4 protein-coding genes are annotated in these 2420 nt (G+C 60.0%); 2 read left to right on the top strand and 2 right to left on the bottom strand.

Annotated features, from left to right (window positions below; all coding sequences use genetic code 11):
• Positions 1-280: hypothetical protein (locus tag GV044_RS22400; protein ID WP_236555122.1), on the top strand; the 280-nt coding region annotated here is incomplete at its 5' end.
• A 184-nt stretch (positions 281-464) separates the two neighbouring features.
• Here the strand turns inward: GV044_RS22400 and GV044_RS22895 are convergent.
• Positions 465-860, bottom strand: a complete 396-nt coding sequence (locus GV044_RS22895; RefSeq protein WP_159874044.1) for a nuclear transport factor 2 family protein — start codon at positions 858-860, stop codon at positions 465-467.
• Positions 861-1273: 413 nt separating this feature from the next.
• Between GV044_RS22895 and GV044_RS19510 the strand changes: the two genes are divergently transcribed.
• On the top strand, positions 1274-2191 hold the full coding sequence (locus tag GV044_RS19510) for a S9 family peptidase (RefSeq protein WP_159874046.1): 918 nt from the start codon (positions 1274-1276) through the stop codon (positions 2189-2191).
• A 23-nt stretch (positions 2192-2214) separates the two neighbouring features.
• Here the strand turns inward: GV044_RS19510 and GV044_RS22405 are convergent.
• A partial coding sequence (locus GV044_RS22405) for a hypothetical protein (RefSeq protein WP_236555123.1) occupies positions 2215-2420 on the bottom strand: 206 nt, incomplete at its 5' end.

Here is a 2420-nt window from a genome sequence, read left to right on the forward strand (position 1 = left end):
CTTGGAAGGATCGCCCGCGAAGCTCCATCATGCGGCGGCATATGCCGACCGCGAAGACGACCATGCTCCCGGCAACGGCATCTCCAAAGCCCTCTTGCAACCGACGCGATTAGACGACAAGTGGCAGAAGTTGGTGAGCGAGGAGGGCGGTCGGAATGACCGGAACTGGGTCTCAAGGCCAAACCGCGGTGAAGCTGCGCGGTTGGCAGAAGACTTAATCGCCTGGTCGGCGCTTGTGCTCTTTGCTGTCGGCCTTTGGGTTATCGGCAAGTTACTGTAGCGGCGCTTGCCGCTCTCGCTGGCTTGCAGGCATCCAGAACACACGATCTCTCCCGTCCAATGCTCGTTGCATGCCGCGTCCAATCTGCTCGGCAAAGCTGCATGAGCGGTAGCTTGTGGGAAGGGCGCTAGCGCCGCTGAATGGCGGGTTGTGGGTCGCGGCCGAAGGGCTCAGGGCAGGGCAGCTAACATGAGCTGCACGTCGAAGCGGCCCTGCGGGGCACGTACTGGCCAAGCAACGCGCCGGGAGCGTCTTGCAGTGCTGCGCGATGAAGGAGTGAACCAAACCTTCTGACCTTCTCAAACTCGACTTGGTAGATAGCGACGCCCTGACTTGATCGGCCGCCCGCCTTAGTGCGCTCCTTATCGATGACAAAATAGCCAGCTTCCGTACGCGAGAGGATGGTCGCCCGCGGGTGATATCTGGTCAGCATCGGCTTGTAGCGGATGAGAAGGGCACTTCGGCCAGAGAGGGTCGCCTTCGCGCCATGTCCAAGGTCGAAGAACTCCACATCCTCAGCGTATAGCGACGCGAACGCGTCCACGTCGCCCTTGTTGAAGGCATCTACCTGAGCTTGCACAACGGCTGCTGGCGTCTGGGGTCACGCCGACGCATGTGCGGGCATCGTTGCAGTTCCGCCCAAGGTGACCGCCGCCGAAGTCAAAACGAACATTCGTCGCATCCCCCGTTCCACTGTTTGCCGCCCGTTCATCTCACAACGGATGTCGACCCCAGAGCTGCCGAGCCGCGATCCATCCGTCAACAGCGTTCGTCGAATACGATCAAGCGCCAGACCGGCCACAGAGCCAAAGTGAACGAGATGCAAGTTCTGGGTTGCGAATGAGCGGCTCTGACCTGCGCAACTGGGTCTCCCGTAGCTAGTGACTTAAATGGAAGAGAAGAGTTGTCCCCCCCCCGAGCGCCGCTTCCGCAATCTTGATATCTGATCGGTAAAGAAATACGCTCGCGATCGAAAAACTAGGGGTGGATCTAATGCGTCGAGCGCTGGTTGCCGTGAGCTTGTCTTTACTGGCTGTTCCCTTGCAAGCGCAGGTTCCAAATCCTGAAGCTGCCTACAAGGCAGCGGGTGCAGCAGCGACAAGGCCGCGGGCGACAATCGCATACGGCTCATCAGCGCTGCAGGTTGCGGATCTGAGACTGCCCAAAGGTCAGGGTCCGTTCCCGGTCGCGGTGGTCGTGCATGGTGGCTGCTTCATGTCGAGCGTGGATAAGCGCACGAGCATAGCGGCCTTCGCCGATGCGCTGACTGCTCGGGGCTTTGCAACATGGAACATCGAATACCGCCGCGTCGGCGATCCCGGCGGCGGATGGCCTGGGAGCTTTGAGGACGTTGCCGCTGCGGTGGACAAGCTCGCCAACATAGCGCCGCGCTACAAGCTTGATCTCACGCGAGTGACGATGGTCGGTCATTCCGCGGGTGCATATTTTGCGCTTTGGGCATCGTCCCGGAGTCGAATTGGCTCACCCTGGCGCAGCACCAAGGTTCGACCCGTAAGCGTGATCGCGATCGATGGACCCGGCGCGCTGGCACCCTTTATAGGTGTGGATGCTGAAGTTTGCGGTAGACCGGTGATCGTGCCGCTCATGGGTGGAACACCCGCGCGGCGCCCCGCTGAATACCATATTGCCAGCCCACAAGATCACCAACCGCTCGGGATCAAGCAGCTCATGGTAGAAGGTGAGCTCAAGGACCTCATGGAACCTTACATCGCATCGGCCAAAGCCGGTGGCGACCCGGTCCTGATTCTGGCTCCGTCCCAAGCCAATCACTTCGACATCGTGACGCCGGCAACCAAGAATGGGCAGGCCGTGCTTGAGTTTATTGCGGCTCACGCTCTTCCAAGCCCTGCTAACGACGATGGCCGAGGCCAACCTACTTTCTCACCGTGAAGCAGCTGAGCCTTTGGCCGAGATTAGGAGAGCTGGAAGGGCGGTCTAAGCGTCCTGGTTTTGGTGAAGCCAGCGCGCATCAGCTTGTTCATTGCGGCCGAGGAGGCATTTCGACCCAAATGGTCGAGGCGCGTTCGATGCCATCCAGAGCGGAAGATGCGTTTAAGCGGCATCCCACAGCGGCTGTCGATGCCTCGTGCTTGAAGAAGAAACAGGGTAGCTTGCATCG

Source organism: Novosphingobium sp. 9U (genome assembly GCF_902506425.1).
Taxonomy (GTDB): Bacteria; Pseudomonadota; Alphaproteobacteria; order Sphingomonadales; family Sphingomonadaceae; genus Novosphingobium.